Source organism: Flavobacterium sp., assembly GCF_027484205.1.
Classification (GTDB): domain Bacteria; phylum Bacteroidota; class Bacteroidia; order Flavobacteriales; family Flavobacteriaceae; genus Flavobacterium.
In genome coordinates this window covers 120,746-146,576 of record NZ_JAIXUB010000023.1, presented here as the reverse complement: position 1 = coordinate 146,576, position 25,831 = coordinate 120,746, and the positions used below count along the sequence as shown (strand labels likewise).

The 25,831-nt window shown below is 28.6% G+C and carries 29 protein-coding genes, 1 other RNA gene and 1 pseudogene; 18 read left to right on the top strand and 13 right to left on the bottom strand.

Annotated features, from left to right (window positions below; genetic code table 11):
• Positions 1-450 (top strand): OmpA family protein (locus Q0049_RS10905; RefSeq protein WP_298119627.1); only part of this gene is annotated, 450 nt, incomplete at its 5' end.
• 445 nt (positions 451-895) lie between these two features.
• Here the strand turns inward: Q0049_RS10905 and Q0049_RS10900 are convergent.
• The 9 genes from Q0049_RS10900 to Q0049_RS10860 all read right to left on the bottom strand — a co-directional run bounded on the left by Q0049_RS10900 (position 896) and on the right by Q0049_RS10860 (position 7,714).
• Positions 896-1,393 carry a CAP domain-containing protein gene (locus tag Q0049_RS10900; RefSeq protein ID WP_298119625.1) on the bottom strand — a complete coding sequence of 166 codons (498 nt, stop codon included), beginning with the start codon at positions 1,391-1,393 and terminating at the stop codon, positions 896-898.
• Positions 1,394-1,564: 171 nt separating this feature from the next.
• On the bottom strand, positions 1,565-2,209 hold the full coding sequence (pdxH, locus tag Q0049_RS10895; RefSeq protein WP_298119623.1) for a pyridoxamine 5'-phosphate oxidase: 645 nt from the start codon (positions 2,207-2,209) through the stop codon (positions 1,565-1,567).
• Between the two features lie 262 nt (positions 2,210-2,471).
• Positions 2,472-3,380, bottom strand: a complete 909-nt coding sequence (locus tag Q0049_RS10890) for a ribonuclease Z (RefSeq protein WP_298119621.1) — start codon at positions 3,378-3,380, stop codon at positions 2,472-2,474.
• A gap of 48 nt (positions 3,381-3,428) precedes the next feature.
• Entirely contained in the window at positions 3,429-3,638 is a 210-nt protein-coding gene (locus tag Q0049_RS10885; RefSeq protein ID WP_298119619.1) for a hypothetical protein, read from the bottom strand.
• Between the two features lie 86 nt (positions 3,639-3,724).
• Positions 3,725-4,057, bottom strand: coding sequence for a ribonuclease Z (locus Q0049_RS10880; protein WP_298119617.1), 333 nt, complete (start codon positions 4,055-4,057; stop codon positions 3,725-3,727).
• Between the two features lie 54 nt (positions 4,058-4,111).
• Positions 4,112-5,041: an aspartate carbamoyltransferase catalytic subunit gene (locus Q0049_RS10875; RefSeq protein ID WP_298119616.1), complete on the bottom strand. Its 930-nt coding sequence runs from the start codon at positions 5,039-5,041 to the stop codon at positions 4,112-4,114.
• A 58-nt stretch (positions 5,042-5,099) separates the two neighbouring features.
• A complete protein-coding gene (gene pyrR / locus Q0049_RS10870; RefSeq protein ID WP_298119614.1) occupies positions 5,100-5,639 on the bottom strand; it encodes a bifunctional pyr operon transcriptional regulator/uracil phosphoribosyltransferase PyrR in 540 nt (179 codons plus the stop codon).
• A 66-nt stretch (positions 5,640-5,705) separates the two neighbouring features.
• Positions 5,706-6,065, bottom strand: coding sequence for a four helix bundle protein (locus Q0049_RS10865; protein WP_298119612.1), 360 nt, complete (start codon positions 6,063-6,065; stop codon positions 5,706-5,708).
• Positions 6,066-6,094: 29 nt separating this feature from the next.
• Complete coding sequence (locus Q0049_RS10860; RefSeq protein WP_298119610.1) at positions 6,095-7,714, bottom strand: ABC-F family ATP-binding cassette domain-containing protein; 1,620 nt, start codon at positions 7,712-7,714, stop codon at positions 6,095-6,097.
• Positions 7,715-7,962: 248 nt separating this feature from the next.
• Here Q0049_RS10860 and Q0049_RS10855 point away from each other — a divergent pair, with 248 nt between their 5' ends.
• The 14 genes and pseudogenes from Q0049_RS10855 to Q0049_RS10790 all read left to right on the top strand — a co-directional run bounded on the left by Q0049_RS10855 (position 7,963) and on the right by Q0049_RS10790 (position 20,113).
• Positions 7,963-9,204, top strand: a complete 1,242-nt coding sequence (locus Q0049_RS10855; RefSeq protein WP_298119608.1) for a hypothetical protein — start codon at positions 7,963-7,965, stop codon at positions 9,202-9,204.
• Positions 9,205-9,401: 197 nt separating this feature from the next.
• The gene (locus tag Q0049_RS10850) at positions 9,402-9,815 is read left to right on the top strand and encodes a hypothetical protein (RefSeq protein ID WP_298119606.1); all 414 of its coding nucleotides are present in this window, start codon (positions 9,402-9,404) and stop codon (positions 9,813-9,815) included.
• 157 nt (positions 9,816-9,972) lie between these two features.
• Positions 9,973-10,707, top strand: coding sequence for a hypothetical protein (locus tag Q0049_RS10845; protein WP_298119604.1), 735 nt, complete (start codon positions 9,973-9,975; stop codon positions 10,705-10,707).
• A 56-nt stretch (positions 10,708-10,763) separates the two neighbouring features.
• Positions 10,764-11,345 (top strand): hypothetical protein, encoded by a 582-nt coding sequence (locus Q0049_RS10840; protein ID WP_298119601.1) that lies wholly within the window; start codon positions 10,764-10,766, stop codon positions 11,343-11,345.
• Between the two features lie 85 nt (positions 11,346-11,430).
• Positions 11,431-11,916 (top strand): hypothetical protein, encoded by a 486-nt coding sequence (locus tag Q0049_RS10835; RefSeq protein ID WP_298119599.1) that lies wholly within the window; start codon positions 11,431-11,433, stop codon positions 11,914-11,916.
• A gap of 338 nt (positions 11,917-12,254) precedes the next feature.
• Positions 12,255-12,485: pseudogene (locus tag Q0049_RS10830) on the top strand (cytochrome c); the annotation flags it as partial.
• Positions 12,486-12,651: 166 nt separating this feature from the next.
• Positions 12,652-13,605 (top strand): DKNYY domain-containing protein, encoded by a 954-nt coding sequence (locus Q0049_RS10825; RefSeq protein WP_367178982.1) that lies wholly within the window; start codon positions 12,652-12,654, stop codon positions 13,603-13,605.
• Between the two features lie 118 nt (positions 13,606-13,723).
• Entirely contained in the window at positions 13,724-14,485 is a 762-nt protein-coding gene (locus tag Q0049_RS10820; protein WP_298119596.1) for a hypothetical protein, read from the top strand.
• A gap of 156 nt (positions 14,486-14,641) precedes the next feature.
• Entirely contained in the window at positions 14,642-15,166 is a 525-nt protein-coding gene (locus Q0049_RS10815) for a hypothetical protein (RefSeq protein WP_298119594.1), read from the top strand.
• A 180-nt stretch (positions 15,167-15,346) separates the two neighbouring features.
• Positions 15,347-15,784: a hypothetical protein gene (locus tag Q0049_RS10810; protein WP_298119592.1), complete on the top strand. Its 438-nt coding sequence runs from the start codon at positions 15,347-15,349 to the stop codon at positions 15,782-15,784.
• A gap of 159 nt (positions 15,785-15,943) precedes the next feature.
• Positions 15,944-16,612, top strand: coding sequence for a hypothetical protein (locus Q0049_RS10805; RefSeq protein ID WP_298119589.1), 669 nt, complete (start codon positions 15,944-15,946; stop codon positions 16,610-16,612).
• 212 nt (positions 16,613-16,824) lie between these two features.
• Positions 16,825-17,499 (top strand): hypothetical protein, encoded by a 675-nt coding sequence (locus Q0049_RS10800; RefSeq protein WP_298119586.1) that lies wholly within the window; start codon positions 16,825-16,827, stop codon positions 17,497-17,499.
• Between the two features lie 556 nt (positions 17,500-18,055).
• Positions 18,056-18,559 (top strand): hypothetical protein, encoded by a 504-nt coding sequence (locus Q0049_RS10795; protein ID WP_298119584.1) that lies wholly within the window; start codon positions 18,056-18,058, stop codon positions 18,557-18,559.
• Between the two features lie 147 nt (positions 18,560-18,706).
• Positions 18,707-20,113 (top strand): thioredoxin-like domain-containing protein, encoded by a 1,407-nt coding sequence (locus tag Q0049_RS10790; RefSeq protein ID WP_298119583.1) that lies wholly within the window; start codon positions 18,707-18,709, stop codon positions 20,111-20,113.
• Positions 20,114-20,234: 121 nt separating this feature from the next.
• On the opposite strand, the gene fsa is transcribed toward Q0049_RS10790, so the two are convergent.
• The 4 genes from fsa to ffs all read right to left on the bottom strand — a co-directional run bounded on the left by fsa (position 20,235) and on the right by ffs (position 23,163).
• On the bottom strand, positions 20,235-20,891 hold the full coding sequence (gene fsa, locus Q0049_RS10785) for a fructose-6-phosphate aldolase (protein WP_298119581.1): 657 nt from the start codon (positions 20,889-20,891) through the stop codon (positions 20,235-20,237).
• 191 nt (positions 20,892-21,082) lie between these two features.
• Positions 21,083-21,886 carry an SDR family oxidoreductase gene (locus tag Q0049_RS10780; protein ID WP_298119579.1) on the bottom strand — a complete coding sequence of 268 codons (804 nt, stop codon included), beginning with the start codon at positions 21,884-21,886 and terminating at the stop codon, positions 21,083-21,085.
• An 88-nt stretch (positions 21,887-21,974) separates the two neighbouring features.
• Positions 21,975-22,973 carry an enolase C-terminal domain-like protein gene (locus Q0049_RS10775; protein WP_298119577.1) on the bottom strand — a complete coding sequence of 333 codons (999 nt, stop codon included), beginning with the start codon at positions 22,971-22,973 and terminating at the stop codon, positions 21,975-21,977.
• A 91-nt stretch (positions 22,974-23,064) separates the two neighbouring features.
• An RNA gene (ffs, locus tag Q0049_RS10770) (signal recognition particle sRNA small type) lies at positions 23,065-23,163 on the bottom strand.
• Positions 23,164-23,249: 86 nt separating this feature from the next.
• Between ffs and Q0049_RS10765 the strand changes: the two genes are divergently transcribed.
• The 3 genes from Q0049_RS10765 to Q0049_RS10755 are packed head-to-tail and all read left to right on the top strand — an operon-like array spanning position 23,250 to position 25,811.
• On the top strand, positions 23,250-24,317 hold the full coding sequence (locus Q0049_RS10765; RefSeq protein ID WP_298119576.1) for a glutaminyl-peptide cyclotransferase: 1,068 nt from the start codon (positions 23,250-23,252) through the stop codon (positions 24,315-24,317).
• Positions 24,318-24,367: 50 nt separating this feature from the next.
• The gene (locus Q0049_RS10760) at positions 24,368-25,060 is read left to right on the top strand and encodes a carboxypeptidase-like regulatory domain-containing protein (protein WP_298119574.1); all 693 of its coding nucleotides are present in this window, start codon (positions 24,368-24,370) and stop codon (positions 25,058-25,060) included.
• Positions 25,061-25,103: 43 nt separating this feature from the next.
• Positions 25,104-25,811 (top strand): hypothetical protein, encoded by a 708-nt coding sequence (locus Q0049_RS10755; RefSeq protein ID WP_298119573.1) that lies wholly within the window; start codon positions 25,104-25,106, stop codon positions 25,809-25,811.
• Positions 25,812-25,831 lie beyond the last annotated feature (20 nt).

Genomic DNA, 25,831 nt, shown 5'->3' with positions numbered 1-25,831 from the left:
GCTAACGAAACAGGAAAAACATTTGTACCTATTGAATTAGAGTTAGGTAAAAAACCTGTTAAACCAGGTGATGATTTAGCAAAAGCCTTTGGAATCAAAATCATCTATTTTGATTTAGACAAATCATTCATCCGTCCAGATGCAGCTTTAGAATTAGCAAAAATCTTAGACGTAATGGAACAAAACCCAACTATGGAAATCGATGTACGTTCACACACAGATTGTCGTCAAACAGCAGCATACAACGCAGCATTGTCAGACAGAAGAGCTAAATCGACCATGGCATGGTTAATCTCAAAAGGTATCGCTAAAAACAGATTAACAGGAAAAGGATATGGCGAATCACAACTAGTAAACAATTGCGGTTGCGAACCAACTAACCAATCTAACTGTAGCGAAGAACAACACCAAGCTAACAGAAGATCAGAATTTATTATTACGAAATTGTAGATTAATTAATATACAATTATTTAAACCCTAGGAACCATACATTAATTTGTGTGGTTCTTTTTTTATATAATATAGAGAAGATTATAAATTAGATAAGGAATAAGATTAGAAATAAATAAATAAATAAATAAATAAATAAATAAATAAATAAATAAATAAATGAATCAAATATGAATTAAAAAAGGCCTTCTCTCCTATTTCTAAATCAATCTACATCAATAACCATATCAATATATATTGATATGAGTATATTTAATATAAACGAATCTCAGCAATAGAACAACTCACTTAAATGAATTGAATAGTTATAACAAAGAATATTATAAAGTAGAGTATATAAACTTAAAATATATATTAAAGCACAATTAAAATTAAGCAAATAAAAAAGCCATTAACATTTGCTAATGGCTTTTTAAAATCAAACAAAACTATAAAAATCAATACTTTATTTTTTCATGAAAATGTTAGTGTAATATTTTTTTCCTGTTTCAGGATTAATTGAAATTGAAATACCAAAGTGAGTGTAATCTCCATCTAAATTAGCTTTATGTCCTGGACTATTTAGCCAAGCGTGAAGTGCAGCACTTGGTGTTGAAAAGTTATAAGCAATATTTTCTCCAACTTTCACAGCTCCTAAAACTTCGATTATGTTGTTAGCTCTTTGAGTAAAATAAGCATGACTCACAACATTATTTTCAATCATATATTCATTATGCTCTTCTGATTTATATGAAATATGATTGATAATTTGAAGTGGATTCATTCCTTGCGAAACTCTGTAATCGTTAATAACATCGGCTAAAGCTAACTCATCAGTAGTGTAATTGTATTCTGTAACAATTTTAGAATCTCCAGATAAATCATCAGAAGAATCAGATGAACATGACATCATAGTAAACACCAATACCATTGGCATAAATACTGAAAGTAATTTTGTTTTCATAAGTAGTAGGTTAAATTTTAAGATAGATGTGGGGCAAGTATCTTTAGGGTTAATATTGTAAGAACGTTTTTCTGATTTGGTTATACAATACTACTACTTTATCGTTTAAGTGTCAAATAAAATCGACAAAATGCATTAATTTTAAATTTATTAATATAAAATTCTTACATATTAAGGAGAAATTCTGTCGATTTTCCATAAAAAGCCATCTTGAAGTTGATATCTAATCCTATCATGAAGACGATTTGGACGACCTTGCCAAAACTCAACCTCTTGAGGTTTAATTAAAAAGCCACCCCAATTGTCTGGTCTGGGAATTTCTTTACCTTCATATTGATTTTCTAATTCTTTTAATCGATTTTCTAAAAAATCTCTGTCAGGAATGATTTGACTTTGTGGTGATGCCATTGCTCCTAGTTTACTTCCATCTGGTCGTGAATCAAAATAATTGTCTGAAACAGTAGCAGGTGTTTTTTCTGCAATTCCTTTAATGATTACTTGACGTTCAATACTTGGCCAAAAGAAAGAAAGACAAACGTGCGGATTACTAGCAATAGCTTTTCCTTTTTCAGAATCATAATTAGTGTAGAAAATAAATCCTTCTTCATTGAATTTTTTTAGAAGCACTACCCTACTTTTAGGAAATCCATCTAAACCAATTGTGGAAACAGTCATGGCATTGACTTCATCTACACCGCCAAAATCTTCGGTTTCATGAAACCATTTGTTGAATAGATTGATTGGATCTTCTGGAATATTGGTTTCTAAGAGTTCACTTTTATCGTAGGATTTTCTGTAATTGCCTAAATCTTTCATTGCACTAAATTGATTATTGTAGGTACAAAGTTACAGAGATTTTGCTCTTAAAACGGAAACAAATGTTAAAATGAATTACTAATTAGCCCTGATGCTTGAATTGTTTGAGCTCTTTTTATAGTGTTGACTGAGGTGTCACATTGAGCTTGTCGAAATGCACTCGAGGGCAACATTATAAAAAAGCGAGTTCAAGCAGCAGGAAAATGGATTGCAAGTAATGCCCAAGCCATTCGCTACATACTTCGACAAGCTCAGTATTACATTACTCCATTTCGATTTCTTTTCCATCATCGGCAAGAATCACGTTTTGGAAAATAGTTTGGGCTTCTTCTTTAAATAGATTTATATTGCCGTAGCGTGTAGAATAATGTCCGAGAATTAAATTACTTGCATTTGCTTTCAATGCAATTGTTGCAGCTTCTTTAGCTGTGGAATGCATGGTTCTTTCAGATAAGTGGGCTTCGCTTTCTAAAAAAGTACTTTCGTGATAAAGATAATCTACGTTTTCAATAATGGGAATGATGTCTTCGTTGTACAAGGTATCACTACAAAACGCATACGATTTTGCAACTTGCGGAGGAAAACTTAACTCTGAATTAGGAATTATTGTTCCGTCGTCTAAAGTTATATCGCCACCATATTTTATTTTGTTGTAATATACTTTATCAATGTCATATTCTTCAACGGCTTCGATATTGAGTTTTCGCTCGATATTTTTCTCTTGAAATAAAAATCCGTTAGTATAAACACGATGCTTTAACGGAATGGTCTTTACCATTACTCTATCGTCTTCAAAAATAGTTTCTGATTGATGGGATTCTAATTCGTTAAAATATAAATTGTATCCAGTGAATGAACCTGATGCTCGCAATTGAAGTAAGATGATTTCTTTGATGCCTTTTGGTCCATGAACGGTTAAATCACTTTCGCGATTGAGTAACATGAAAGTAGAAATTAATCCTACTAATCCATAAAAATGATCGCCATGCAAATGAGATATAAAAATATGATTGATTTTAGAAAACTTGACTTTACTTTTGCGCAATTGCACTTGTGTTCCTTCGGCACAATCGATTAAGAATAAACGATTTTTTATTTCTAAAACTTGCGATGTAGGATTGGAAATGGTTCGTGGCGTTGCGGCATAACAGCCCAGTATAGTTAGTTTCATTTAATGATTTAGAAGTTTAAAATATTTAAAAAGGTTAAGCGTTACACCTTATAAATTATCCGTTTTATCATTCTCCGCTTTACCCAATTTCACCACTTTAATGATAATATAAATCAATAAACCTAGATTCACAGATAAACGTAAATAATCAAACTCTTGTGTTTTAAAACTTGTAATTAATCGGCTTGCAAATAAATAGGTTAGTATAAATAATACGCCTACATAAATATATAATATTGTTGTGTTATTTAATTTCATGTTTATTTCTTTAAACTCTTAAACCATTAAACTTATAAACTTTTTAACCCTCAAACTTTTAAACTCTTAAACTCTTAAACTTTTTCTTAAAACCCTAAATCGCGTTCAATCTCTTCCATCTCAATAATATCATGTGCTTCTTGTAAGGAAGGAACGACTATTAATTTTGCAGGAACAGCGTTAAAATCAATATCATCGGCAACGATTACAAATGATTTTTTGCCTTTTCTATGCGTTTTAGATAAATCGGAAAACAGTTTTATGTCTTTTAAAGTTATATTTTTATCGTGAGTAATGTCTAGTATTAAATTTTGAGTCTTAAAACTATGATGTTCCTGTGTTACTTTTTCAAGAAACGAATTGACATCACCTTGTGTATCTTTTATGGTTGTTGTATGTCCTTTTTGATCTACTTTCATATATTCTGAACTTGTTTCAGAATCTCGTCTTGGAGAAACTGAAATATTATTTTTTTACTGTTTTATTTTACTTGCCAATAAATAAATCACTGCCATTCTGATAGCAACTCCATTTTCAACTTGGTCTAAAATTACCGATTGTTGTGAATCGGCAACATCTGATGTAATTTCGACACCACGATTTATTGGTCCAGGATGCATGATTACGATTTCTTTATTTAAAGAATCTAACAACGCTTTATCAACACCATATTGTTGTGCATATTCTCTTGTTGATGGAAAATAATTCACGTCCATTCGTTCGTTTTGAACACGAAGCATATTCGCTACATCACACCATTCCAGTGCTTTTCTCAAATTTGGTTCCACCGAAACTCCAAGACTTTCAATATATTTAGGAATCAACGTTTTTGGTCCGCATACTTTTACTTCAGCACCTTGCATTTGCAAAGCATAAATATTAGATAAAGCAACTCTCGAATGCAAAATATCACCCACAATAACAACTTTTTTTCCAGCAACTTCTCCTAATTTTTCTCTAATCGAAAAACTATCTAACAAAGCTTGCGTAGGATGTTCGTGTGCACCATCACCAGCATTTACAATACTTGCCTTTACATTTTGTGATAAAAAATAAGCCGCACCAGGATTTGCATGACGCATCACAACCATATCGACTTTCATGGACAAAATGTTGTTCACGGTATCAATCAACGTTTCACCTTTTTTTACCGAAGATTGTGCCGCCGAAAAACTAATCACATCTGCAGAAAGCCTTTTTTGAGCCAACTCAAACGATAATTTTGTTCTCGTACTGTTTTCAAAAAATATATTAGCAATAGTAATATCACGCAAAGAAGGTACTTTTTTAATCGGTCGATTGATAACCTCTTTGAAATGATCTGCGGTTTCAAATATCAAATCAATGTCTTCTTTGACAAGGTATTTAATTCCTAATAAATGGTTTACACTTAATTCTTTCATTTATTGTTTAGTTGTGTTGTAGTTCTTGGTTTTAGTTTATATTCTTAATCCGTAATTTTTAATTTTTAATTAAGTAAACCGCATCTTCACCATCATTTTCAATCCAGCAAACTTTTACTTTTTCGTTATTGATGGCATCTACTTGTCTTCCTCTGTAATCAGGTTGAATAGGCAAATGACGGCTGAAACGTCTATCAATTAAGGTTAAAAGTTCTACTTCTGATGGTCTTCCAAAAGATTGTACAGCAGTTAAAGCCGCATTAATACTTCGTCCAGTATACAAAACATCATCGATGAAAACCACTTTCTTATTTTCTACTAAAAAGTCGATTTGGGTTTTATTGGCTTCCAATGGTTTTTCGCCACGACGGAAGTCATCTCTGAAAAAGGTAATGTCTAAAAATCCGAGTTGGATGTTCTTAACTTGATATTCTTGCTCTAAAATTTGCTTAATTCGTTCTGCTAAAAACTTTCCGCGTGGTTGCAATCCAATTAAAACAGTGTCTGAAAAATCAAGATGCTTTTCAATCAATTGACAAGCCAAACGATGAAGAATAATAGTTACTTCTTTAGAAGTGAGCAATGTTTTTTGACTCATAATGAAGCTATAATTAATTACAAATTTAAAATTAAAAATTATCAATTAATAAAAAAAGGATAATTATTAATTATCCTTTTTCATTGTTATCTTTATTTTCGCTAAAATTTTACAAATTTCAGTAGCATCCTCTAATAAACTATTTGCTTCACTTTCATTTAAATATGAGGTTTCTTTCAATAATCTTACCCAATAAATTGTTTCTCTTGCTTCTTTGTAAGAAATACTAATTTTTGAAATAAAATCGGCATTGGACTGACCTCCAATTGCTTCCTCAACATTTGCACCTATACTTGTAGCACTTCTTAAAAATTGTTTAGATAGAATAAATTCTTTTTTTTCTTGAGTTAAAAATTTATAAGCATTTATAGACCTAACCGCAAAAGCAAATGATTTCTGCTGAATTATATTCTCTTTTACACTCATTAATTTTTAATTCTTAATTTTTAATTTATTTAGTTGTACATTTTCTTTCTCAATTCTTTCACTTTTTCATCGTCAAGATACTCATCAAACGACATGTATCTATCAATAACTCCATTTGGTGTAATTTCTAAAACTCTGTTGGCAACCGTTTGAGCAAATTCGTGGTCATGCGTTGTAAACAAAACCGAACCTTTAAAGTTTTTCAATGAATTGTTAAACGCCGTAATCGATTCCAAATCCAAGTGATTCGTTGGTTCATCAAGCATCAAAACGTTAGCACGAATCATCATCATTCGAGACAACATACAACGTACTTTTTCACCTCCAGAAAGCACTGTGCATTTTTTCAAAGCTTCTTCACCAGAGAAAATCATTTTCCCTAAGAAACCACGAACGTACACTTCATCACGCTCTTCTTCTGTTTTCACAAATTGACGCAACCAATCAACTAAATTCAAACTTCCGTCTGTGAAAAACGCACTATTGTCATTTGGTAAATACGATTGTGTTGTAGTAATTCCCCAATCATACGTTCCTTCATCGGCTTTTTGATTTCCGTTTAAAATTTCATAAAAAGCAGTTGTAGCACGTGAATCTTTTGAAAACACAACTACTTTATCGCCTTTCGCCATATTCAAATCAACATTTTTAAACAACACTTCACCTTCAACTGATGCCGCAAGGTTTTGAACGTGTAAAATTTGATCACCAGCTTCTCTTTCTACATCAAAAATAATCGCAGGATATCTTCTACTTGATGGTTTAATTTCATCAAGATTTAATTTGTCAATCATCTTCTTACGAGAAGTTGCTTGTTTCGATTTAGCCACATTCGCACTAAAACGACGGATAAACTCTTCCAACTCCGCTTTCTTCTCTTCAGCTTTCTTATTTTGTTGTGCTTTTTGTTTCGCTGCTAACTGACTTGACTCATACCAAAACGTGTAGTTTCCAGAATAGTGATTAATTTTTGAGAAATCAATATCCGAAATGTGTGTACAAACCGAATCCAAAAAGTGTCTGTCGTGCGAAACAACAATTACCGTATTTTCATAATTAGCAAGGAAATTTTCTAACCAAGTGATGGTTTCAAAATCCAAGTCATTCGTTGGCTCATCCATTACCAAAACGTCAGGATTTCCGAAAAGTGCTTGCGCCAATAACACACGAACTTTAAGTTTTCCCTCTAAATCGGCCATTAAAGTATAATGCAAATCCGAACCAATTCCTAAATTAGAAAGCATCGAACCCGCATCCGATTCGGCATTCCAACCGTTCATTTCCTCAAATTGTACTTGCAACTCACCTATTCTATCGGCATTTTTATCATCATAATCGGCATACAAAGCATCCATTTCAGATTTCACTGCAAACAATACTTTGTTACCCATCATTACTGTTTCTAAAACCGTATGTTCATCAAACATGTTGTGATTTTGATTCAAAACCGACATACGTTTTCCTGGTTCTAGAATTACACGACCAGAAGTAGGATCAATATCGCCAGCAAGAATTTTAAGGAACGTAGATTTTCCAGCACCATTGGCACCAATTACGCCATAGCAATTTCCTTGAACAAACGTGGTGTTTACTTCGTCAAATAAGATTCTTTTACCAAATTGAACTGATAAATTAGATACAGTAAGCATTTTTTATTATGTTTAAATTTCGGTGCAAAAGTAGTGAAAAGTGTTCAGTTTTCATTGTTCAATTCTCAGTTTTTTTCTAAGCACTTTTGTCCAACATTTTGTTGATAAACAGGTAAAAGTACGCGGTTGGTGTTTGTAGGAATTTGGTATATTTGTGAATGATGTGATTGGCTTGATTGCGTCTTTTTATTAGTTGGCTGACATTTTTTTCTAAACCTAACAAATAAAATAAAAAATAATAAAATATAATGTATAGAACAAACAAATCTAAAATCTTTGGAAAAGGAAGAATATCTGAAATTTTTGAAAGAATACTTAATAATGTAAAATCATCAATTGAAAACGAATCAGAAGATTATATTTTGAATGTTAATATCATTGAATATATTGAGCATTTTACCTCAAAATATAAATTAGATATGCCGGAAATACATTTTGAACAAGTTTATGCAGATAGCTATGAAAAAGATGTTCCAGCGGAATATTTTCCAATGAGATATGATGTCTATGAAGGTAAAAAATACAAAAAGGAAATTATTCAATATTTTATTCCTTGTTCTGGTAATGTAAATCTTTTAAACTATTGTCCAGTTTCATCATTTTATATTGGTGGTGGTGGAGATTTCGAAGTTTTAGCTGATAGTATTTTAGTAGAATTCATAAACTTTTCAAACAATGCAGAAGAGATAACAAGAAATTTTAAAAGTGAAGAAAGAGGAATTCACAATAATTATAATTCTTTATTAAAAGATATTGAAAATTTCAATACAAACTTAAATAGTGAAATTTCTAAATATATTACTCAACGTAGACAAAAATTACTCACAAAAAATAATCTTCTTTCCGAACTTGGTGTTCCATTAAGAAAGAAAAATAATGTAGTTTCAACTTTTTCAGTTCCTAAGCCACAACTAAGAGAGAAAATTACTGTAAAACCAACCGTTACAGAAAAAGGATATAAACCAGAACCAACACTTGATAATGATAATTATCTTAAGATTCTTAAACTAATTAACGATGTTGGTAAAAATTTTGAAAGAATGCCCAGCCTCTTCAAAGGAAAAGGTGAAGAAGATTTAAGAGATCATATTCTAATGGTACTTGACCCAAATTTTGAATTTGGAAGTGCCAGTGGAGAAACATTTAATAAAACAGGGAAAACCGATATTCAGTTAAGGCACGATAGTTCAGTAATATTTATTGCAGAATGTAAATTTTGGAGTGGAGAAAAAAATTATCTAACAACGATTGACCAACTACTTGGCTATCTTACTTGGCGCGACACAAAAGCATCAGTAATATTATTTGTCAAACAAAAAGATATTACAGCAATAATAGAGAAAGTAGAAAATGAAACAAGCAAACATTCAAATTTTTTAGGCTTCATTAATAAATCAGATGTAAATTGGTTTAATTACAGGTTTCATATAAATGGAGATAGAAACAGAGAGGTAAAATTAGCTGTACAAATTTATCATCTTCCTAAATAATTAAAACGTTAGCAAACAATATGATAGCACAAATTTGCAATCCGTGCCCACAATAAAAATCAAAACTAACCTTTCAAAAATAAGCAAAGTCTTTGTTGGAAACTTGTTATATTTGTGATGGATGTGATTGGTTGTTACATCTTTTATGTGTTAGTTGTAATTATTGCGCTTGGAACTTAAAACCAACTTAAAAAAATATGAACAAATCTGAATGGATTGCTTTGGGAGCGCTTTTGGTATCTTTAATTGGTTTAATTCCTCAATTTAAACAGGCTTTTAGTATATCAAAAACTGATAAAAAGAAAAAGAGTAAGAAATATAAAAAAGTAAATAGTGAAGATTCTATTTCAAATATAAATTTAGAATCTAAAAATGAAGAAAAAGAAGAAATGTCGCCTATGATGCGTATTCTTCTATTAGTGATTTTTGCTTTTGCAAGTTTTCTAATAGAGATTATTATTTTTAGTGGAATTACATCTATAATGGGAGTTGACGTGAATTTGTCAACAATGACAATAGTTTGGAAAGTAATTTTTTATTCATTATTTTTAATACCAGGCACTTTTCTATTTTTGGCTTTTTTAGCTTTTATAGCCAATACAGAAGATTAATTAAAAATTAAAAAAATGATCTTATATCCGATAGTGTGGATTTACAAACCATGCCACAATAAAAATCATTAATTTTTATAAAAAAACAATATATTTTAGCAATATTTTTGTATTAATTGCGTCATTAATTAAGATATAGTAAACCTCAAAAAATTTCATGAAGAAAATATTTTTTATCCAGTTATTTTTTTTTTATTCTTTTTGTGTCTCACAGACAAAAACTGATGCTAAAAAGTATTTTTCTGTTGTAAAAGATATTATTTACAGAAATCAAAAAGTTTCTGTGCTAACACTAAAACTTGATTCATTAACTAAAAGCTATCCAAAAGACTATCGTTGTTATTCTAATAATCTATACAATAGAAGTATTACTTTAGAATATAAACATGCTAGAATCAACTTAAAAATAGATAATCTAGAATCACAAATTGATATTCTGTCATTAAATGATTCAATTATATTATCAACTGCAAAAACTTTTTATTTTAAAGATTTGAAATATAAAAAACATGATTCTAAAAAAATCATTAATTTTCTATTTAATAGAAATAGTGATTACAATTCTAATAAAAAAATTAATGACATTTATGATGAAATTTCAACAACAGAAACTTTTGCTATGCACTGTGGTGATGGAAGTCCAACAACAGATAGAGGAAAATTAGTTTATGCTCTTGTTAAAAACAATAATATTAAAAAACTAAACTTAATGTTGAAAAATATAAATTGTGAAATACAAGCTTTTGGTGTTGAAGGTTTTAAAATACTGAAAGAAAAAGGAATAGTAATTCCCGATGAACCAACCGTTTTAATAGAAAATATAATTAACAGAAATTCTGAACTAGAAATTTGTCTTGGTTGCATTACGGGTTTAATTAAGAAAATATATTAGATAGTGAATAATACGGATTTACAATCCTTACTCACAATAAAAATCAAAATAAGCGTATGAAAAAATTATTACTTTTTCCATTTCTATTTCTAAATTTTGCTTGTTTACAAAGTGATGTAAAATTTCCTGAGAAAAAAGAAGTCTTGACAAATGAATTTTCAGGATTTGAAAATTTTTTTCCAATTGCAACAATAGACATGTCAGATAAAGGAATTAAAGATAAAATCCATATCATTTTTGTTAGCTTTAATTATGATGGAAAAGAAAATGATGAAAACTTTCCAAAAAATGAAAGCATGGGAAATTTTACTTTTAAAATACAAGAAAATGGACTTTACAAACCTACCTTTTCTAAAAATGCTTTGAAAATCGATAAGAAATATGAAAAGTATTTTATTGAAAATAAAAAAATGTATTTGAAAGCAAAATCAGAAAATAAAAATGTATTTGAATTCATTGAGAAGTTTGATGAACCACAATGGTGGCAAGATGATGAAACACCAATTAACTCAAAAGGTGAAAAATTTAAATTCATTTGTCAATTCGAAATGTACAATATATTCAATGATGATTGTGGTGTTTTTGTATTTTATGATGAAACAGATAAAGAAGTAAAATATATACATCAATATGATTAAAGTAATTGGATAATCCTACAGTGCAGGTTTGTAATCTATGCATAAAATAATTATATAAAAATATTCTGTACTTATTTTGTAAAATATGAAATATTTAAAACTAACACTTTTTATTTTCTTTGTGATACAATTATCCTCTGCGCAAACAGAAAATGAAATTGAAATTGAAAATAATTTTCCTTTGTCATTGTTAACGAGATACTTTAAAAACTTAAATCACGGAAGTGAGCTATTTGATAGTTATCCTATTTTAAAAAATGAGCAATTCTACTCAATTATTGGTTGCATTTATTTGCTAGAAATAAAAGATGAGGAAATAAAAAAAGTAGCTATTGCGCGTCTCAAAGGAATTTCAAAACAATTATTTAATGAGGGTACACCTGTTATTCTAAATTATGGAATGGATAGTGTAGGTTTTGCAATAAAGAAAAATGAAGACTTAGAAGATGATAATCAAATAGTTTATCTAAGTATAGCAGATTGTATTATAAGAAACTCTGAAGTTGAAGCAAAAAACTCTTTCAATAATCAAACAATGAAATTAATAGATCAAAAAAAAGATAACCATTAACCAAATAGATCAAATTAGAATTCCGTGCCAAAAATAAAAATCAAAACTAACTATTCAAAACCAAGCTAAGTCATTGTTGTAAATTAGTATATTTGTGAAGGATTATTTAATTTCGTTTCGCTTCATAGTTCATAAACAATTCTTGTCTACAAAACTTAAAAATGAATATTCAAAAAAAATTTATTTATAATGTTTTACTATTTTCATCTGTCATTATTATAGTGATAGTTTGCTTAACACTGTATTTATCCTTCTATCAAAATACAAATCCTAGTTGTGGAACTAGATCTGATGTTTTTATTTGCGGTACTGAAACGATTTCTGAAGAAAGTCAAGCCGGTAAAACAATCTTTAATTCTAACTGCGCAGCATGTCATAAATTAGATGCTAAGGCAACCGGACCAGCATTAAGAGCAACTGATTCAATCAAATATTGGAAAATAATGACACAAAATCGAATAAAAATTGACACAACTGAAACCAATAAATTTGCAAAGGAATATCATCAAAGCTTTTTCCAAAATTTAACGAAACAAGATTTAGAAAATATCTATTCATACATAAAATAAAACTAACAAGATAACACTGATTTGCAATCCTTACCAACAATAATAATCACAACTAAACGTTTGAAAATAAGCAAAGTTATTATTCGAAATTCGTATATTTGTGAAGGATGTTATTTATTGTTGCATCAATTTATGTGTTAGTAGTAATGAGAAACAAATTCATACAATGAAAGAAAATTCGATACTATTTTTAGTTTTACTATTTTTACTTTTGACAAGTTGTACGCGCGGATACAAAGTTGAAGGTGGAAAAGTTTATTATGAATACTGGAACGAAGGAAGCGGACAAGGAAAACTTTTAATAAAAGAAGCAGACGCAAAAACATTTGAAGAACTAAATTTTGATTTCGAACATAATTTGGAATTTGGAAAAGACAAAAATCATTTATTCATTGATGGAGAAGTTATTAAAAACATAGACCCAAAAACCTTTAGATTTATTGGACACTGTATTTTTCGTGATAAAGATTCCGCTTATTTCTTTGGTTTTTCTAATAATATAAATGATTATGTAATAAAAGGCGTAAATCCTAATAGTATTAAATTGTTAAAATATCCATGGGCAAAAGCTGACAATATTTTAATTTACGGCAGCGACACACTTAATGTTAATAATGTAAATGATTTTATTCCAATTGACGAGGATTGGGGAAAAACAAAAGAACATATGATTAATAATACCCAAATATTATATGACGCTGATTTGGAAACTTTTGAAATTATAAGCAGTTTTGAAGGTAAAGACAAAAATTACAATTATGAATCTGGTTTTATTAAAGAAGATGATTTTAAAAAAATAACTTTAAAGGAATTTGATTTTGAAAAGAAAGAAATATGCGAAAATGAACCTATTGCATTTATTGGTATCTATGATAAATTAAAATCATATGAAGAGGACAAAAACGAAAAAATTGAAATCGTTGAAAAACTTAAATCAAAAGGGTTTAAAGTAAATAATACAAAACATTTAAATTGGTCAGGTGAATCAAAAATTATTAGGGTTTCAATGACGAATAATAAATGTAATTGTGTAGTTGAAAAACTTTATCGATATGATTTTTCGAAACCTTCTGAAACTAAAGAGATATTCAAAGTAACAGAAAGAATGCATTGCAACTAATTAAACAAAGTCTCTAAATTTAGCTAATCAAACTACTTCCTACTCTCCATTTCCTTATAGCTCGGATATACTATCCGTGCCCAAAATAAAATCAAAACCAACTTTCGAAGCCCATAAAATGAAACAACTTATTCTTACAGTATTGACTTTACTTATTTTGTCTTGTGAAAACAAAAAACAAAGTACGGTTTCAAAAAATTTAAATACTGATGACACTTTAAAAGTCGTAGCATCAAAAAAAACTCAAAAGTCAAGTTCAATAAATAAAGTTGTAATCGACTATAAAAAAAACAAAGTCTTACTGGACATTATTTTACTTTTACCTGATAGTGCTTTTCCAAGTTGGGAATGGAACTTAAACGACCGAATGAAATGGTATAATGAAATTAAAGCAAACAATTTTTATACCGATGACAATCCTCAATATTTTAATCAAAAATATTTTGAACCTTATAAAGCTGGTTTTACAATTGTCGATGGGTTTTGGTCAATAAACATATATAAAACCGCAGAAAATTCATTTATTGTCATCACTAATGATCGTGTGGGTGATGGAAATTCTTTAAATTTTTACGAAGTTAAATCCAATATTTTAAAAAAATATTTAGACGAAAAAACGATATTCTCAGATTACAAAGAGCAATTAAAGAAAAAAGAAACTACTGAAAATTGCGATGAAGAGTTTCAAGAATTGAACGATCCAATATTCGAGTTTAACTTCACAAGTAAAAATAAAGTTGAAATTGAAAGTTCTTGGTATTTAACAAAAGAAAATTATGAAAACTGTTTAATTGGAAACGCAATCATTTACAATTTCGACGCTAAAACAAAGAAATTTGCGGTAGAGAAAATATATTGGAAAGAAAAGAAGAACGAATAAAGGCTTAAAAATAGCTCTGATTTTCAATCTGTGTCTATAATATAAATAGCAACTAACTGTTTTAAACCTAGCAAAATCTTAGCATAAAATTGCCTCTTTACATAAGAATATGATTAAAGTTTCGTTTATTTATGAATTAGCTATAATTCTATAATAATGAAACTATTTTTTTTCTCTTTTTTAATTACTGTTTTCTCATCTTATTCTCAAATTAAAACTGAAGAAGAAAAATTTCTGCTAAATTATGTGAAGAATGAAATTAGAACAAGAATAATTTACACCGATAAAATCAAACCTGACTTTGTTATCGAATCTATTGTTTATGATCTTAACCACTTAAAAGAATTACTTCGTGACGAAAACTGGGCTGATAAAAAACTTCCCGAAAAAATTATTTTTACAAAAGAAGAGTGCAAACAAGCTTTAAATGAAATTTTAACAAACAATGAAAATAGTTATATTGAGAATAAACTACCAAGAATGAGATATATTTCTTCTAAAGACTTATCAAAACGCAAAAAATATATCAATTATTGGAGTTTTTCAAAGCCCGTTTTTTTGAGAAAAAATTCTATTTGTATATTCTATTCTGGTAATTTAGATGGTGGATCATTTAATATCTATATTAAATCAAATGAAAGTTGGACCTATTTTTCTTCATTAATTGAATGGGTGCGATAAGTTCAATCGTTAAACAACAAATAGCAAGAATTTGCAATCAATACCCGCAATAAAATCAAAACTAACTGTTTAAAAACTGGCTAAGTCTTTTTTGAAAAACCAAGTTTGAAAGGATGTTGCTTTTATTTATGAATAGTGCAACAAAAAAAACAAAACCATGAATTCAAAAAATAAATAATAATGAAAATATTATATTCAGCAATTTTACTCTTAGCACTCTTTTCGTGTAAAAAAAATAATATAGAAAATCCAATTATTTCTAATGATTTAGAGAAAACATTAGAAACTTATATTAATGAGCATGAGCATAAAGAAGTAGTTAAAATGATTGAAGTAACATTTTCAAAATGGGATAATAAATGTTTAATGAGTATAAAAGCATATCCCAAAACAATTGATGATGACTTATTTAAAATTAAAGGAAAAACTATTGTTGTGATTGATGAAAATGATTGTACAAAAACCTTTGTAAAATCATCCTATATTAGAAAAAAATCTGTTCTAAAAATTGTTTATAAACAAGAAAAAATTGATACTTCAAAAAGTTTTTATCCAATGTCTATCGATTTTTATAATTTTGATGAAAACAATAAAATACAATATTCACCAAAATTATAACCCAATAGCAATGATTTGCAAACCGTGCCAACAATAAAAATTACAACTAACCGTTTGAAAATAAGCAAAGTCATTGTTCGAAATTGGTATATTTATGAAGGATATAATAATGGTCTGTTTCTATTTAACGATTGTACAACATAACATGAAATCCAACAAATGAAATATGTAATTATAATTGTTTTTTTTATCCTCACTTCTTGTCAAAAAAAAGAAACGTTCAATAATGTTCTTATTTTAGATGAAACAGATAAATCTAAAAAAACTAAAAATTTCAAAAAAATAAATTACAGCGTAAGGTATAATTATCGCGATAGTCTTGCAAAACATTTAAATCCAAATAAAAAATATCAGTATTGGCAATATGCAACTTTTTATCATGGAATGGATGATAAAACAGAACACACTATTCTAAAACAAGGTGGCGATTTATCCTTGAGAAAAAAAATTATAGAAAAATTTAACCCAGAATATAGTGTGGGAATATTTCAAGGCGGACATCCATCCTTTCGTTGTAATTATGTTACGACGATTTATAATGAAAAGATAAGTTATTTAAAAACTGAAGAAGAGTTTAGAGATTTTTTAGGAACAATTGACAATCTCGAAGAAGCAATGCTTTTAGCCCATACATATGGCTATTTGCTTGATAATGATATTAGAGGAAGTGAATATCGAAAAGTTGAAAATGGCTATATATTACATCTTGTGAAATTTCATGAATATCCAATTTACAAAGAATCTGTTGAAATAACAGTAAATACAGATGGATTCATCAAAACAAAAAGCTTAGGAATATATTGTGAAGGTGCTAATTGTTATCAATAAATTATATGGTGTAATCTTAACAACAAATATATTCAACTCCTAACCTTAATAAAAATCAAAAATTACTTCACTAATCGTTTTAAACCCGGTACTACGGATTTGCAATCCGTACAAAATTAAACAATCGAAACTAGACATAGTCTTTATTGGAAATTAGTATATTTGTGATGATTGCTACAAAAGTTGTATTCATATGAGATAACATGTAAACCATGAAAAAAGTTGCCTTAGTAATACCATTTTTTTTATTTTTTTCTTGTAAATCAGACAAGGATAAATTTGTAATACCAAAAAATGAAATTAAAATTTCAAAAGTAAATCAAGACATTGACACGAGTAAAATTATTGCAATTCAAAAAACTGAAGAAAATAATGAAACTTATTTAAAAGGTGGTTTTTCTATTATTTACAGTACTGACAACGAGGAACAATATTTAATTTTTAAAAAAGATGAAAAAGTAATTGATACATTAAATAGTTGTTCTTTTGGATGTCTTGAAAAAAATTTAGGATATGTTATTTCTGATTTTGATGATACCTTTATTTTAGGTCAATCTTTTGGCGGTGGAAACCCAACTGTAATTCAATTATATGAAAAGAAAACAGGAAAAAATTTGATAAAACAATACAGTGCAATCATTGATGTCGATACTACAAAACAAGTCGTATTATATTCAGAAAATGATGTTCCAAAACAAACCGATAGAATGACACTATTTGATGCAAAAACAAGACAGAAAAAAACTTATGAATTTCCGAAGGAGGTTTTTGGAGAACCAGAAATACTCAATAGAATACATTTAACAAATACTACTGATAAATCGTTCACCATAGAATATGAATTCGATGAGTACAATCAAAAGAAACAAAAAATGTATTCTCGATAAGACGTTTTTATAATTATTCTAATTAAAATTGAAATGAAATTAAACGAACTCATAGAAATTGCAGGAATATTAATAGGTTTTCAGTTAACAATTTTTACTTTCCGAATATCAAGGGAACTTACACTCAAAAGAAAAAAAAGATGGTTTCCATTACCAGACTTTATTAATTTACTATCCGTTTTTATAACTGTTTTATTCCTATTCCTTTATCCACTAAAAAATATTGAAACATACGACATAAGACTTTGTCAAAAATTTTTCGGATTTTCGGTTTTACTTTTCGTGATTTATCCTTTTGCATTAATTGGACACTATGAAATGTTTTCTAAAGCTTCCAAACGGAGTTTTAAACAAAAATATATAACAAAACAAGAAACTTTTGTGTTAATAATTGGAGGAATTATTTCAATTTTATACTTTTTATTATAACAAAAACCTATCACGCAGATTTGCAAAAATTTCAATCCATTTATAACTTTGTTACAGCAAACTATTTTGTTGAATTAAAACATTAAACTTTAAAAAATTGTTATCCAACAATCAAAATAAAATTCTTGTGTTTTTTATAGCAATTCCTCTATCTATTGCTGTAAATTTCTTTTTGTCTATTCCAGAAAAAATAACCCAAAGTCAACTCACAGAATTAAATGTAAAAATTATAGGTAGCGAAAAACCTGAGGGCGGAAGAAATCCATATAGTATTTACTTAAAAACCTCTGAATATAAATGCCTTTTTGGGGTTGATAAATCAATAAACAATAAGATTCCTCAATTTTCAAAAGAACTTTCTAAAGCTCAAATAAAAATTAAAAAAAGTGACCTTGAAAACTTAAAAGATTCAAAAAAAATTATCAATCTATATTATTTACAAATTAATAATTGGGGATTAATTTTTGATGAAAAAAAATTTAATGAAGTCAAACAAGATGAATTCAAAGAAACAATTCTTCAAATTTTAAGTTTCACAATATTAATGATAGTTCTATTTTTTACTTTTCAAAAAAAACAAAATTCATCAGATTTGAAATCAATACCAGCAATAAAAAATAATCGCTCATAAAATTAAAAAACATTTATGCACTTTCTGCTTCAATAATCGTTTTAATCATTGAGTTTTATATGAAAATTATTGGACTCTAACTTTAACTAATGATTAACAATGAATTTAGATACAACATTCTACATTTGTTATTGAAAAAATTTATAGATGAAAAGATTGCCCTTAATTAAATCATTTTTAATTCCTACATTACTTTTATTATTGATGAGTTCTTGTAAAAAAGAATTTTCAGCAGATAATTATGTTGCTTATTTTGGTGGTGAAGTTGTAAATCCAACTAATCGATATGTTCTTTTTTGTAAAAACAATGAAGTCCTTGATACCATTAAACTAAAGGATGACAACACTTTTTTCATAAAATTTGATTCATTAACGCCAGGTTTGTATAACTTTAAACATGAACCAGAATATCAAAATGTTTTTTTTGATAAAAACGATAGTTTGATGGTTCATATTAACACTAAAAACTTTGATGAATCGGTTGTTTTTTGTGGTCGTGGTGATGAAAAAAACAATTTCCTTATGGAAATGTATTTGAGAAATGAAAAGGATAAAGATAAAATGTTTGAAGTTTTTGATTTTGATTTTGTAAACTTTAATAAGACTGAAAAAAAGGTATTTGAAAAAAATCAAAAGTTCTATACTTCAAAAAAAGAAGAAATTGATTGGAGTGATGAATTTGATGTTTTTGCTAAAGCAACAGTTGATTTTCCTCATTATACTAAAAAGGAAATCTATCCTTTAATTCATAAAAAAAGAACTGGAAAAGATGTAAGTGCACAATTACCAAAAGATTATTATGCCTACAGAAATGAAATTGATTTTAGTAATGAAGTTTTAACGGATTTTCCTCCATACGTAATGTACATCAGTCACATGCTTGACAATGTCTCTGAACTTAAATATAATAACGAATCATCCTCTGAGGTTACTTTAAAACTAAACATTGAAAAACTAAATATTGCTGATACTTTAATAAAGCATGAAAAGTTAAAGAATATTGTATTAAATAATTTGGCATTCAAATATATGCTTGAGGATCAAAATATGAGTAATAACAACTTATTTTTGGACACATATTATAAATATTCTACTGACAGAAGCCAAAAAAACGAAATCATTAAACTTGGAAATGCTATTCAGTTATTAAAACCAAATTTTGATTTGCCTAAAGTTGATTTTATTGATGTGAATGGAAATAAAACAACTTCTGATGAATTAATTAAAAAGAATACAGTTTTCTTCTTTTGGACGGAAAGTGCCAACTCACACATGACTTCGGTTCATAAAAAAGTTATCGATTTACAGAAAAAATATCCAAATTTTGATTTCATAGCGGTTAATTTAAACGATAAAGAAGTTAAGTGGAAAGAAGTTCTTTCAAAGTATAACTTTAATGGAATCAAAGAATTACATTGTGTGAATTTTGAAGACTTACGAGCAAAATGGGCTATCACAAAAATACATAGAACTATTATTGTTGATAATAACAAAAAAATCATAAATGCCTTTTCAAATATTTTTGACGCAAACTTTGAAGATAATTTGAAGTAGTTTTTAGTGTTCCGTTGATAGTGCAAATTTCGGAAATGTTATAAAATAAATAAAGGCGATTTTCAAATGTGAAAATCGCCTTTTTTATTATCTCGTACTTAGTATTTCTAATCTCGTACTTTTACTTATTTCCTTTCTCGAAATCAGCAATAAATTGAGCCAATCCAATATCGGTTAATGGATGTTTTAATAAACCTAAAATTGCCGAAAGTGGTCCAGTCATAACATCAGCTCCAATTTTTGCACAATTTACAATATGCATTGTATGACGAACAGAAGCTGCAAGAATTTGAGTTTCATAACCATAGTTGTCATAGATTTCTCTAATTTCTTGAATCAAGTTCAATCCATCAGTAGAAACATCATCTAAACGACCAATAAATGGCGATACAAATGTTGCTCCAGCTTTTGCTGCTAACAATGCTTGTCCAGCTGAGAATACTAAAGTTACATTGGTTTTAATTCCTTTATCTGTAAAATATTTACAAGCTTTTACACCTTCTTTAGTCATTGGAAGTTTTACAACAATTTGAGGATGTAAATCGGCTAACTCTTCACCTTCTTTTACCATTCCTTCATAGTCAACAGCATTTACTTCAGCACTTACTTCGCCATCAACAATATTGCAAATGTCAACGTAATGTTTCAAAATGTTGTTTTTTCCTGTAATTCCTTCTTTAGCCATTAACGAAGGATTTGTCGTAACTCCATCAAGAATTCCAAGCGATTGTGCTTCTTTAATGTCGTTTAAGTTAGCTGTGTCAATAAAAAATTTCATAATATATAGTTAAGTTGTGTTTTATTAAGATGCAAAATTACGAATTCAAAATTCAATGACAATGACAATTGCAAAAATCAATTACAAAAAACAACTACAATGGCAATTACAAAGACAAATTCAATATAAACATTAAAACATTTTATTGCTGTTGCTTTTTGATATTGAAATTGAAATCGATATTGATATTGCTATAGTTTATAATGATTCATCAGCATTTTTTCATATACTTTATCGGGTAAAATTCTTTTTAAAACGATAGAAAACTTTTGCATAAATGCGCCTACTTTATAATGAATTTTAGGATTCGGATTTTGAATTATCTTATAAATTGCTTCTGCCATTTCGTTCGGATTACTTCCACTATCAACATGTTCATCCATAGTTTTTAAAGTATTTCCATACGGAATTTCATAAGCTGAACCTTTTATTAATGGTGCATGAAAACGTCCTGCAGCAATATTAGTAGCAAAATCTCCTGGAGCAACATTGGTAATATGAATTCCAAACGATTTTACTTCCATACGCAAAGCTTCGGTAATTAACTCTAAAGCTCCTTTTGAAGCAGAATAAATTCCTCTGTAAGGCAAACCCATATATCCAGCAATGGAAGTGATATTTATAATCAAACCAGATTTTTGCAAACGCATTTGTGGCAAAACAGCTTTCATTACTTCGATTGGTCCAAAAAGATTGGTTTCGAAATTGTTTTTGATTTCTTCAGACGGAATTTCCTCAATTGGTCCAGTTATTCCAACTCCAGCATTGTTTATTACGATATCAATCCTACCCGATTTAGAAATTATTTCTTGAACCGCATTTTGAATACTTTGCACATTTCTTACATCCAAAGCAATCAATGGAAAAACCGAACCTTGAATTCGCTCAGGATTTCTGCTTGTTCCATAAACCATAAATCCTTTTGCATGAAGAAACTCACCAATAGATTTTCCAATTCCTGAAGAACCGCCAGTTATTAATACTACTTTACTCATTTTTAATATTAGATTTTAGATTATAAGATTTTGATTTATAGTATCAAAATCAACCTCTAAATTAAGTTTCTAAAGATAGAAATACTATTTATATAATTTCAATTCCTAATCCAGGTTTTTCAGAAAGTTGAATCTTACCGTTTACAATTTGACTTCCTTTTGCAATATCGTTAGCGACTAAATTAGCGCCATCTAAATCGGCAAAATCACATAAAGATGCTAAAACTGAACCAGCAGAAATTCCTACAGATGATTCTGTCATGCAACCAATCATGATTTTATAGTTCAAACTTCTTGCTTTTTGAATCATTTCCAAAGCTGGTGTCAATCCACCACATTTAACTAATTTGATATTAATACTTTTATAATGTGGTTTTAATTGTTCTAACGAAGTACCATCTTGACAATCTTCATCCGCCATCCAATTAGAATGCAAATTGGCTTTTAAAATTTCATAATTTTCTTGTCCTTTTTTCATAGGTTGTTCCAAATAAGAAAACTTTTCGGAAGTGATTTCATTTTGCAACCAAAGACAGTTTTCTTTATCAAAACTTCCATTGGAATCTAATGCGATATCATAATTTAATTCAAGTAAAGATTTAATATTATTTTCATTGAAATGATTGCACTTTACTTTAAATTTTGACCACAATGAGTTCTTTATTTTCTGAATTTGATTTTCGATTGAATCTACACTTATGGTAATTGACGATTCTGGTAGTTGTTGAATCTCAATCGCATTTAATTCTGAAAACGATTTGTTTTCTAGTTTTCCAAATAAATCCCAATAAGCACAATCTAACGCCGAACGAAGGAAACTTGGCAATTCTAAAGTTAATAGAAAGCGGTAAAAATCTTGTGGATGAAGTATCTTTTGAAGTTCAATTTGTTTTTTGATTACTTCTAATTTTTGAACAAATTCTTGTAAATTTATTTGATAATAATCAATAGCTGTACATTCGCCATAACCAATTGTATTGTGGCTTTTTAAAGAAACAATTAATGCTTCTCTAAAAGTATAATTTCCGTAAGAAATGGAGAATGTTTCCTTTAATTCTAATCGAACTATTTGCCAAGATAAATTCATTAAAGGAGCGTTGGAATTAGTTTGATGTTTTACAAACAAATATAAAAAATAAATTCCGAAACGATACCGAAGTGTCGGGACGGAATAAAAAAGATGGCAAGCGACCTACATCGCACCGCTACAACCACATACCTTTGCTATGTTCCCATCCTGGAGGATTCTGCAGGAGCTGGTCGTGTAGGACTTGCCGGTGCAAAGATACAATCTTTTTATATTTTTGCAAGAAATTAACATCTTAAATAATACATTTGTATCAATAAATAGAAATACAATCAGATGAAAAATTATAAATCATTAGCAGTCATTTTATTAGCCGTTTTATCTTTCAGTTGCAACAAAACAGAAGAGGATAATTTTAGTATTAACGAAGAAAAATTAAAAGCACAATACACTACAAACGATACAATTTCATTGCAAATTTCAAGTTTGAAAGATCAAAAAATTGATAGCGTTGTTTTTAATATAAACGACAAAAGAGTTGGCTCATCAAATGGAACTTCTGCATTTACATTTCCGCTTAAAAATCAAAAATTAGGTTATCAAAACATAAAAGCTACCACCTATTTTGATGGAACAACTGAATTAGATTCAACGAGAATTGAAATTGTATCTGATATTGAACCAAAATTACTAACCTACACTATTGTAAATACGTATCCGCACGATATCAAAGCTTATACGCAAGGATTAGAATTTTATAGAGATACTTTGTATGAAGGAACAGGAAATGGTGCAGGAAATGGAACAGGAATTAGAGGGATTTCTAGTTTGAGAAAAACCAATTATAAAACTGGTGAAGTTTATAAAAAAGTAGAATTAGCAGAACAATATTTTGGCGAAGGAATTACTATTTTAAATAATAAAGTTTATCAATTGACTTGGCAAAATAATGAAGGTTATGTATACAATGCTGATACTTTCAAAAAAGAGAAAACATTTACTTACTTTAAAAAAATTGAAGGTTGGGGTTTAACAAATGATGGTAAAAATCTTTATCAATCTGATGGATCAGAAAAAATTTATAAACTAGATTCTGAAACTTTAAAAGAAGTAGGTTATATTAATGTTTATGCTGCTTCAAATAAAATCAAGGAGTTAAATGAGTTAGAATGGATTGATGGAAAATTGTATGGTAATGTTTATCAAAAAGATGCAATAGCAATAATAAATCCGAATACCGGAGCGATTGAAAGTATTATAAATTTAGCTGACTTAAAGAAAAAAATCACACAATTACCTGATACTGATGTTTTAAATGGAATTGCTTACAATCCTAAAACTAAAACACTTTTTGTAACAGGAAAAAATTGGGATAAAATGTTTGAAATTAAAATAAATCAGTAGTTCTTCCAACCTTTTTGCTAAAATTAGCATCAATAGTGTAAAGACTATTCATGAGAAACAAAATCAACATATCAATTCCGAAACCTTGTCATGAAAATTGGTTGGAAATGACACCTTCTGAACAAGGTAGATTTTGTCAATTATGTAATAAAAATGTCTTTGATTTTACGCAATCTTCTGATAAAGAAATTACTAAAGCTATAGAAAAAGATGCGTTTTTATGTGGAAGATTCACAACTTCTCAACTTGATAGAGAATTAATTGTACCAAAAGAAAAAAGTTCTATTTGGTTAGCTACAACATCTGCAATAGTTAGTTTTCTTGGTTTGGGTTCAAATGAAGTTTTGGCTCAAGAGGAAATTAAAGTAGAGCAAACTATTAATACAACAAAAAAATTAGATAGCTCAGATCAGATAAAAATTAATGGTAGGATTTTAGATAACGAATATTCAACGTTATCTGGTGTAAAAATTACATCTAAAAAAGAAAATAGATCTACAATTTCTGACAATGAAGGAAAATTTTCAATTGAAATTGATAGAAATGATACGCTAACATTTAATATTGATGGTTTTGTTCCTGAAAAACACTCTTTTAATTCAGAAAGAGGAAATTTTGAAGTTATACTTAATAAAAAAACTAAAAAAATACAATATAGATCAGGAGTTATATTATATGTAAAAGAAAAAAAACAGACTTTCTTCGGAAGGATATCTAATACCATTGGAAACTGGTTTAGATAGTATTAAACAATCTAAACATTGAATTCAAATTAATTACTAATTCATGAAAAACAAAATCAACATATCAATTCCGAAACCATGTCAAGAAAACTGGTTGGAAATGACACCTTCTGAACAAGGTAGATTTTGTCAATTATGTAATAAAAATGTCTTTGATTTTACTCAATGTTCTGATAGAGAAATTGCTAAAGCTATAGAAAAAGATGCTTTACTATGTGGAAGATTCACAACTTCTCAACTTGATAGAGAATTAATTGTACCAAAAGAAAAAAGTTCTATTTGGTTAGCTACATCATCTACAATAATTAGTTTTCTTGGTTTGGGTTCAAATGAAGTTTTGGCTCAAGAAAAAGTTCAAGTGGAGCAAACTGATAAGAAAATTTTAGAGCAACCAAAAAAAGAAATTGTAACTATAAGTGGAATTGTAGTTGACTATGATGATGTTCCTTTAGCAGATATTGAAATTCATTATAAAGGAAACGTGAAACCTACAAAAACTGATATTAATGGTAGATTTAGTATTGAAGCATATAATTGCTCAAGAATTGAATTTACTCAAGAAAATACAGATTTTGAAATATATAATTACGATTATAAAGTTGATGGAGAAAACTTGAATGTAAAAATTGTTTGCGAAAAATATCCAATTCGTAAAACCCAAAAATACGTATCTGGAGGATTAAGAATCACTGAAAAAAAATTCACTTTCTTCGGAAGAATATTCCGCTCTATTGGAAATTGGTTCAAATAAAAAGCGTCTCAAATTGAGAC

Coding starts and splice junctions, on each gene's coding strand:
- Q0049_RS10900 (WP_298119625.1), bottom strand. CDS start 1,393: ATGAAAACAAAATTACTTTCAGTATTTATGCCAATGGTATTGGTGTTT.
- pdxH (WP_298119623.1), bottom strand. CDS start 2,209: ATGAAAGATTTAGGCAATTACAGAAAATCCTACGATAAAAGTGAACTC.
- Q0049_RS10890 (WP_298119621.1), bottom strand. CDS start 3,380: ATGAAACTAACTATACTGGGCTGTTATGCCGCAACGCCACGAACCATT.
- Q0049_RS10885 (WP_298119619.1), bottom strand. CDS start 3,638: ATGAAATTAAATAACACAACAATATTATATATTTATGTAGGCGTATTA.
- Q0049_RS10880 (WP_298119617.1), bottom strand. CDS start 4,057: ATGAAAGTAGATCAAAAAGGACATACAACAACCATAAAAGATACACAA.
- Q0049_RS10875 (WP_298119616.1), bottom strand. CDS start 5,041: ATGAAAGAATTAAGTGTAAACCATTTATTAGGAATTAAATACCTTGTC.
- pyrR (WP_298119614.1), bottom strand. CDS start 5,639: ATGAGTCAAAAAACATTGCTCACTTCTAAAGAAGTAACTATTATTCTT.
- Q0049_RS10865 (WP_298119612.1), bottom strand. CDS start 6,065: ATGAGTGTAAAAGAGAATATAATTCAGCAGAAATCATTTGCTTTTGCG.
- Q0049_RS10860 (WP_298119610.1), bottom strand. CDS start 7,714: ATGCTTACTGTATCTAATTTATCAGTTCAATTTGGTAAAAGAATCTTA.
- Q0049_RS10855 (WP_298119608.1), top strand. CDS start 7,963: ATGTATAGAACAAACAAATCTAAAATCTTTGGAAAAGGAAGAATATCT.
- Q0049_RS10850 (WP_298119606.1), top strand. CDS start 9,402: ATGAACAAATCTGAATGGATTGCTTTGGGAGCGCTTTTGGTATCTTTA.
- Q0049_RS10845 (WP_298119604.1), top strand. CDS start 9,973: ATGAAGAAAATATTTTTTATCCAGTTATTTTTTTTTTATTCTTTTTGT.
- Q0049_RS10840 (WP_298119601.1), top strand. CDS start 10,764: ATGAAAAAATTATTACTTTTTCCATTTCTATTTCTAAATTTTGCTTGT.
- Q0049_RS10835 (WP_298119599.1), top strand. CDS start 11,431: ATGAAATATTTAAAACTAACACTTTTTATTTTCTTTGTGATACAATTA.
- Q0049_RS10825 (WP_367178982.1), top strand. CDS start 12,652: ATGAAAGAAAATTCGATACTATTTTTAGTTTTACTATTTTTACTTTTG.
- Q0049_RS10820 (WP_298119596.1), top strand. CDS start 13,724: ATGAAACAACTTATTCTTACAGTATTGACTTTACTTATTTTGTCTTGT.
- Q0049_RS10815 (WP_298119594.1), top strand. CDS start 14,642: ATGAAACTATTTTTTTTCTCTTTTTTAATTACTGTTTTCTCATCTTAT.
- Q0049_RS10810 (WP_298119592.1), top strand. CDS start 15,347: ATGAAAATATTATATTCAGCAATTTTACTCTTAGCACTCTTTTCGTGT.
- Q0049_RS10805 (WP_298119589.1), top strand. CDS start 15,944: ATGAAATATGTAATTATAATTGTTTTTTTTATCCTCACTTCTTGTCAA.
- Q0049_RS10800 (WP_298119586.1), top strand. CDS start 16,825: ATGAAAAAAGTTGCCTTAGTAATACCATTTTTTTTATTTTTTTCTTGT.
- Q0049_RS10790 (WP_298119583.1), top strand. CDS start 18,707: ATGAAAAGATTGCCCTTAATTAAATCATTTTTAATTCCTACATTACTT.
- fsa (WP_298119581.1), bottom strand. CDS start 20,891: ATGAAATTTTTTATTGACACAGCTAACTTAAACGACATTAAAGAAGCA.
- Q0049_RS10780 (WP_298119579.1), bottom strand. CDS start 21,886: ATGAGTAAAGTAGTATTAATAACTGGCGGTTCTTCAGGAATTGGAAAA.
- Q0049_RS10775 (WP_298119577.1), bottom strand. CDS start 22,973: ATGAATTTATCTTGGCAAATAGTTCGATTAGAATTAAAGGAAACATTC.
- Q0049_RS10765 (WP_298119576.1), top strand. CDS start 23,250: ATGAAAAATTATAAATCATTAGCAGTCATTTTATTAGCCGTTTTATCT.
- Q0049_RS10760 (WP_298119574.1), top strand. CDS start 24,368: ATGAGAAACAAAATCAACATATCAATTCCGAAACCTTGTCATGAAAAT.
- Q0049_RS10755 (WP_298119573.1), top strand. CDS start 25,104: ATGAAAAACAAAATCAACATATCAATTCCGAAACCATGTCAAGAAAAC.